At 42.1% G+C, this 6,408-nt stretch carries 6 protein-coding genes; 3 read left to right on the forward strand and 3 right to left on the reverse strand.

What is annotated here, in order from left to right; all coding sequences use genetic code 11:
- Positions 1 to 64: 64 nt before the first annotated feature.
- A complete protein-coding gene (locus tag L0J61_RS08195; protein WP_301465961.1) occupies positions 65 to 952 on the forward strand; it encodes an SDR family NAD(P)-dependent oxidoreductase in 888 nt (295 codons plus the stop codon).
- A 113-nt stretch (positions 953 to 1,065) separates the two neighbouring features.
- Here L0J61_RS08195 and L0J61_RS08200 read toward each other — a convergent pair whose 3' ends face one another.
- The 3 genes from L0J61_RS08200 to lipB all read right to left on the reverse strand — a co-directional run bounded on the left by L0J61_RS08200 (position 1,066) and on the right by lipB (position 3,393).
- A complete protein-coding gene (locus L0J61_RS08200; RefSeq protein ID WP_301465962.1) occupies positions 1,066 to 1,533 on the reverse strand; it encodes a hypothetical protein in 468 nt (155 codons plus the stop codon).
- 186 nt (positions 1,534 to 1,719) lie between these two features.
- Positions 1,720 to 2,250, reverse strand: coding sequence for an inorganic diphosphatase (locus tag L0J61_RS08205; protein WP_301465963.1), 531 nt, complete (start codon positions 2,248 to 2,250; stop codon positions 1,720 to 1,722).
- A gap of 300 nt (positions 2,251 to 2,550) precedes the next feature.
- The gene (gene lipB / locus L0J61_RS08210; protein WP_301465966.1) at positions 2,551 to 3,393 is read right to left on the reverse strand and encodes a lipoyl(octanoyl) transferase LipB; all 843 of its coding nucleotides are present in this window, start codon (positions 3,391 to 3,393) and stop codon (positions 2,551 to 2,553) included.
- A 725-nt stretch (positions 3,394 to 4,118) separates the two neighbouring features.
- On the opposite strand from lipB, the gene L0J61_RS08215 reads away from it, so the two are divergent.
- Together L0J61_RS08215 and L0J61_RS08220 are read left to right on the forward strand one after the other, a co-directional pair.
- Positions 4,119 to 5,573 (forward strand): coniferyl aldehyde dehydrogenase, encoded by a 1,455-nt coding sequence (locus L0J61_RS08215; RefSeq protein WP_301465964.1) that lies wholly within the window; start codon positions 4,119 to 4,121, stop codon positions 5,571 to 5,573.
- 253 nt (positions 5,574 to 5,826) lie between these two features.
- Entirely contained in the window at positions 5,827 to 6,405 is a 579-nt protein-coding gene (locus tag L0J61_RS08220) for a glycine betaine ABC transporter substrate-binding protein (RefSeq protein WP_301465965.1), read from the forward strand.
- Positions 6,406 to 6,408 lie beyond the last annotated feature (3 nt).

Consider the following 6,408-nt stretch of genomic DNA (forward strand, 5'->3'; position numbering starts at 1 on the left):
ATTTTTTTGCTATGCTATGAAAGTATATCATCAATAGGAAGATACAAAACAAAAAGGATTTAAAATGGCCAACCCATCGAAAGAAGAAATTACCAAAGCGGTCAAAGATAAGAACATTATTGTTACTGGCGCGTCGAGCGGCATCGGTGAGCGTACAGCTTTTTTGCTCAGTGAGTGTGGTGCCCATGTAATTCTAATAGCACGTACGGAAGAAAAACTAAAGGCTGTCACGGATAATATCGAAACGCTCGGCGGTAAAGCCAGCTACTACCCGTGCGATCTTACCAATATGGATGACATCGAAGAAATCGGCAAAAAAATCCTTGCTGATTTTGGTCATGTCGACGTCTTGGTGAATAACGCAGGTCGTTCAATTCGTCGTTCAGTCCACGAATCAGTGAATCGTTTCCATGATTTTGAACGCACCATGGATATTAACTACTTTGGTGCTGTTAAAATAGTTCTTGGATTTTTGCCGACGATGATTGAACGTCAGACGGGTCAAATTGTTAACATATCCTCGATTGGTGTACTGGCGAATAGCCCGCGTTTTGCCGCTTATGTCGCATCCAAGTCGGCATTGGATGCTTTTAGTCGTTGCTTAGCTGCTGAAGTAAAAGGGGATAATGTGACGATTACCAATATATTTATGCCATTGGTTCGTACGCCTATGATTGCTCCAACCAAGCTATATCGTTACATGCCAGCGTTAATGCCTGACGAAGCTGCGTTGATGGTTGCAAGAGCTATCGTCGATAAGCCAAATAGTATTGCCAGTAATATGGGAAAGTTTGCATCGGCGACGTACTCACTGGTACCAGCATTTAACGTCGGTATTCAATCAATTGGCTATCGTATTTTTCCAAGTACCCGTGCTGGACTGACTACCGATAAAAAGCCAAACATTGCTCAGCGTATTTTTGCTAGGATTCTGCCTGGTGAACACCATTAGAGCCTATTGAGACTCACAGATATTGGCCACATGATTTATGGCAATTATTTGAAATATAAAAAAAGGACGCTGTTGCGTCCATTTTTTTGTGAATACTGCAATGGATGTGCCCTCTAACCAAACACTCTCCATATTATCCAAAACAAACCCACGCTAATAACAGCAATAATTAATAATCGTTTTAGCCAATAAGGTAGCAGTGGTTTCTTATAGCCTAAGTCATTGAGCTCTTTATTAAAACCTTCTTGCAGACTTTTAAAGCCTTCATTGTGCTCAGTTTCTGCGTCATCATCTGTTGTTTTCTGTTCAGTATTTTTAGCAGTATTTTGCTCTCTATCGAAACTAATGGCATGGTTCGAGATGCCTTGGTTGTTAGCGATGGTATTGAGGTTTTGCTGCTGCTTTACCTTTAGTGTTGTTTCATAAGCGTCGATTTGAACCTTGGCTTCTTCCATGCTGATATTTTTATCTTCCGCCAACGTTTTAATTGCCATCACCAGATTGTTCTTTTCGATCATCATGATGACCTCTTTTGACAGCTTTGGGTTGGCAGTTTTTTTGCTAGGGTCGGGGTTAAACATGATTTTCCTTATTGCGGTGTTGGCATGCAGTACAGTAGGGCTTATTATAACCACTTTATCCAAGTAATATTCAAGACCTAAGCATTATTCAGTAGTAGTATTCAAGTAAAAAAATACCGCAGTCAAAATAATGACTGCGGTATTTTAGTATCAATAGTATTAGCATTTCTGCTATTCATTGAGAAATTATAGGTCGTTCCAACGTTGGATTGCTTCTTTGATGACTTCTTTAGCTTCTGCTACGTCACCCCAAGATTCAACAACAGTGCTACCTGGCTTTTTAAGGTCTTTGTAGTGGCTGAAGTGGTATTCTAGCTGGTTGATTAGCTGTTTTGGCAGATCGTCTAAGCTGTTGTAAGCGTTACCTGTGTCACGGTCATCAGCTGGTACAACAACAATTTTGTCATCGACTTCGCCATCATCAACGAACTTCATGACACCGATAACTTTGGCTTTTAGGAAGATGCCTGTTGGTAAAGGCTGTTCAGTTAACAATAAAACGTCAAGCTCATCGCCATCTTCGTCTAGTGTTTGAGGGATAAAGCCGTAGTTGCAAGGTTTAGCAAAGATTTGAGGGTCAATACGATCAAGCTCAAATACAGCTAGGTCGCGATTCCATTCAATCTTGTGGCTGCTACCAGTAGGGATTTCTACTACTGCGTTGATAATGCCGCCGTCTACGTCACCTGCGTCTAAAATTTTGTTGAAATCTGCCATGAAGGGCTCCGTTTTTTTTGTTTAGAATACTTAAGTATAAGGAAGAGATAAAGGTTTGGGCTACGACTCTGCAAGATTATTACAGCGCCCAGTATTTGCCGCCTGCGATTATAACAGAAAACCAGTTTAAAAGACGGGAGCTATACTGCCAGTTTGTACCGTTTGCGATTATAACAAGCAATGTGTGTCATAACAAACCTCTTACTTTGCATTTTATGCTAGTCGCACAAGTAACCAGTTTCGTGCATGCTTTTAAATATGCTTAGGTCTAAATGCACAAAACATTATGCTCAAAAAGACTCAACGATTTTCTTTTATCTCTATGTCTCGTAGTTCAATCCTTCCTGCATGACGGTCTGCTATGTTATCGAGTAGCTTTTGTATTACTTGCTCGTAGGATAAAAAATTTTTTCCTTGTGGGTTTATGTGTGTGCTTGACTGTTGTTGCTGTGAATTGCTTTGCTCGGTGTTGGCTTGCATAGCCACAAAGTCTGAAAGTCTCAACATTTGCATGCCGGCGTAGCCACAAGGATTGATAGCATTAAATGCGGACAAGTCACAATTTAGATTGATGGCGATGCCATGGTAGCTAAAACCCTGTTTGATTTTAAAGCCCAGTGACGCCATTTTGCCGAGCATAATCGTATCATCAGTGTCTGTATCTTTAATAGAGGATTTGCTATCGTTCAAAGTTTTAGGTGTGTTGGCATAGAGATAAACGCCGGGTGCATCACGGCGAGCATGAGCACTGATTCCTGCAGTGTTTGATAAGGCATGGCTTTGTAAACAGTCATTGGTCACGTCTTCGATGGCTTGCTCAGCATGGGACACCAATGTCCGTACACTCCAACCCAAGCTGTGTAAGTCAAACAGCCAATACAAGACCACTTGTCCGTGTCCGTGCCATGTTACTTGACCACCTCTGTCTGTCTTAATGATAGGGGTGTCCGTGTGGCGCAATATGTGTTCTTCTTTGCCAGCCTGTCCTAAGGTATAGACGTCATTATGATCGACGATCCAAAGCTCATCAGCGGTGCGTATGCTTTGTTCTTTTTTTAAGGCGATACGTTCCAGTGTGCGTGCCAGCATCGCATCGAGAGTAGGGACGTAGTCGGCTGCTGATAAAGATCTGCTGACTAGCATATCGCTGATAGGTTGTGTGGCGTTTGGCATGAGAGTGTTCATCTTAATGTTGATTGATCTACAGTTGTTTATCGCTGGTGTGGTGTGCCTTTGGTCAAAGCAGTATCGATGACTGTGATGAGGAAATGCTGTTTTGAAGCGAGAGGACTATATCATTTTAGTCAACGAATAGTATAGTAATGAAAAAAGGCAATTAGGGCGTGCCCTCAATTTAATCGATAGTCATCTAAATGGGTTAAAAATGGCTAAATGTTGCCAAACGGTGTCAAATAGCTGACTAATATCTCGATATTATCTGCGCTATTTTCCTTGTTTGACTGCCATTTATCTCATTTTTATTACCATTTTCAAAATGAGGACACGCCCTGATGAAAGTAATGGAACTTGATGTCACCGCTGTATAAGGCGTAGCATCTGCATCAAAATCTTTGGATTTTACAAAACGCCCTAGTCAGATGAATATGCTGTTCATTGAACCATGGATGCGCTACATTGAAATCCAAGCAGCGACACCTCATAAAGGCTTTATAGTTAGTAATGATTGGCTAGTAGTGGTTAGCACAAAATAGCTGGCCAGTAACCAGATTTTTTGATCCAAGTGATAGCTGGCCAAACATGGCTCACTGATATCATGGGAGTGTAAAACCTTTCAAAATATAAGACCTTTCACTGAAGAATAATAAAATGATTCCAGTATGGATCCTGTTCTACAACAAGGAAAGTCAATGACAGATAGTATTCAAAGCAGCAATGACGAAGTGCACAACCCATCACTAAGTATTGCGCACTCTGTGGCAGAAATGCAAGCGCAGTTTGAGCACTTGCATGCTCTCAGCCGATCGCAGCCCATAAATGATTGGGCAACGCGAGAGATTCAGCTCGATCACCTCGAAATCATGCTGAGTGATAATCAAGACATTTTTGCAAACGCAATCAGTGCAGACTTTGGTTATCGTAGCGAATCAGAAACCCAGTTTGCTGAATTATTTCCTAGCTTCACTGGTATCAGTCATGCCAAAAAGCACGGAAAAAAATGGATGAAGGCACAGCGTGCGCCTATTTCCGCATTATACATGCCCGCCCACAATGAAATACTACCACAGCCACTAGGTGTGGTCGGTATTATGGTGCCTTGGAATTATCCACTGTTTTTGGCAATAGGACCTATGATTGATGCGCTCACTGCGGGTAATAGGGTGATGATTAAAATGAGTGAGGCAGCACCACGATTTGCTCAGATGTTTGCCGACGCTATAGCCCATTATTTCTCACCAGATATGGTTTGTGTGGTGGTAGGTGAGGTTGACATGGCCGTTGCGTTTAGTGAGCTTCCGTTTGACCACTTGCTCTACACAGGATCTACTGCTGTTGGGAAAAAAATCATGGCTGCTGCAGCGCCTAATTTAACCCCCGTTACGCTGGAATTAGGTGGTAAGTCACCAGTAATCGTTTTGAATGAGGCCAATTTAGAGTCCGTGGTCAATCGTGTGATGATGGGTAAAACCTTAAACGCCGGTCAAACCTGTATCGCACCTGATTATGTATTACTTCAGCGGCAACACCATAAAGAATTCATCCATTTAGCGAAAGAATGGATGGCAAAGCATTATCCCAATATCGAAAACAACCCTGATTATTCACGTATCATCAACGGTGAGCAGTTCACACGTGTACAAGGCTATCTATCTGGCATACAAAAAGCCGATATCCACGCACTTACTGATGTGGAAGTAGACATAGAAACACGACTGATGCCACCAATGATTGTGACTGAGCCAGCGGATGATAGTGAAGTAATGCAAAATGAACTATTTGCGCCGATTTTGCCATTGGTTCATTACGATACGATTGATGATGCGGTTCAGTTTGTTAATTCACGTCCACGACCATTAGCGTTATACGTCTTTGGCGAACGCTATAATGATATTGAAAAGGTCAGAAATGATACTGTCTCTGGTGGTCTATGTATCAACGAAGTCATTATGCATGCGGCGCAGCACGATCTGCCATTTGGTGGCGTTGGCGACTCAGGCACAGGAGCATATCATGGCAAAGCTGGCTTTGAGCGTTTGAGTCATATGAAGCCGGTCTTTGTCCAAACAAAAATCAATGGCATGAACTTACTGTTACCACCATATGGCGGTCTGTTTAAAAAAGCCATGGCATTGTTTTTGAAGTAAATAGGCTGGTAGGCTGTTTGGATAAATATGAAGCAAAAGCATCTACTTAAGTAGGTGCTTTTTTGTGAAAAATATAGATTAGTCGATAAGGTTTCATCGCTATTCTTAATGCTGCTGGCAAAATAATGATGATGAACAGCCAAACAATAAGCATTTGTTATCAATCTGATAAGTCGATACACTTTATCATAAGCCTAAAAAGCAGTACCGTATTAGCGGATTAATGCCGTAGCAACTATCAATAGGATGACCTATGCGCCAGTGGATTGCGTTAAGTTTACTCTGTACGATCTCGCTGTTATTGCCCATATCGGCGTCAGCAGCTTGTGAATCACCGATTAAGTTTGGCGCATTGACATGGGAGAGTGGCCAGTTCACATCAGGAGTGCTCAAATATATAGCTGAAGAGGGTTATGGCTGCACAGTGGAAGAAGTGCCAGGAGCAGGGCCTGCGCTTGATACTGCGTTGTCACAGAATGATATCCAAGTCATTGGTGAACAGTGGGTTGGTCGCTCACCAATCATGGAGCAAGCCATTGAGCAGAATAAGGTAGCAGTTATTGGTGATACGCTTAAGGGCGGTGCAACTCAAGGTTGGTATGTCCCTGACTATGTATTAGAAGAAAATCCAGGTCTACGCAGCTATCAAGATTTGCCTAAATATGCTGAGCTGTTTAAAGATCCTGAAGATCCTAGTAAATCACGTTTTATGAACTGCCCTTCTGGTTGGACGTGTGAAATATTCAATACGCGTTTACTCAAACATACAGGTTTGGACAGTACTTTTAACATTTTACCGCAGAAATCCCCTACCTCTAAGGTAGTGGGATGAATG

It is taken from the genome of Psychrobacter sp., assembly GCF_030457785.1.
Lineage (GTDB): Bacteria > Pseudomonadota > Gammaproteobacteria > Pseudomonadales > Moraxellaceae > Psychrobacter.

What these genes read in the sequence shown, in the direction of transcription:
- L0J61_RS08195 (WP_301465961.1), top strand. Translation starts at nt 65, where the DNA reads ATGGCCAACCCATCGAAAGAAGAAATTACCAAAGCGGTCAAAGATAAG.
- L0J61_RS08200 (WP_301465962.1), bottom strand. Translation starts at nt 1,533, where the DNA reads ATGTTTAACCCCGACCCTAGCAAAAAAACTGCCAACCCAAAGCTGTCA.
- L0J61_RS08205 (WP_301465963.1), bottom strand. Translation starts at nt 2,250, where the DNA reads ATGGCAGATTTCAACAAAATTTTAGACGCAGGTGACGTAGACGGCGGC.
- lipB (WP_301465966.1), bottom strand. Translation starts at nt 3,393, where the DNA reads ATGCTAGTCAGCAGATCTTTATCAGCAGCCGACTACGTCCCTACTCTC.
- L0J61_RS08215 (WP_301465964.1), top strand. Translation starts at nt 4,119, where the DNA reads ATGACAGATAGTATTCAAAGCAGCAATGACGAAGTGCACAACCCATCA.
- L0J61_RS08220 (WP_301465965.1), top strand. Translation starts at nt 5,827, where the DNA reads ATGCGCCAGTGGATTGCGTTAAGTTTACTCTGTACGATCTCGCTGTTA.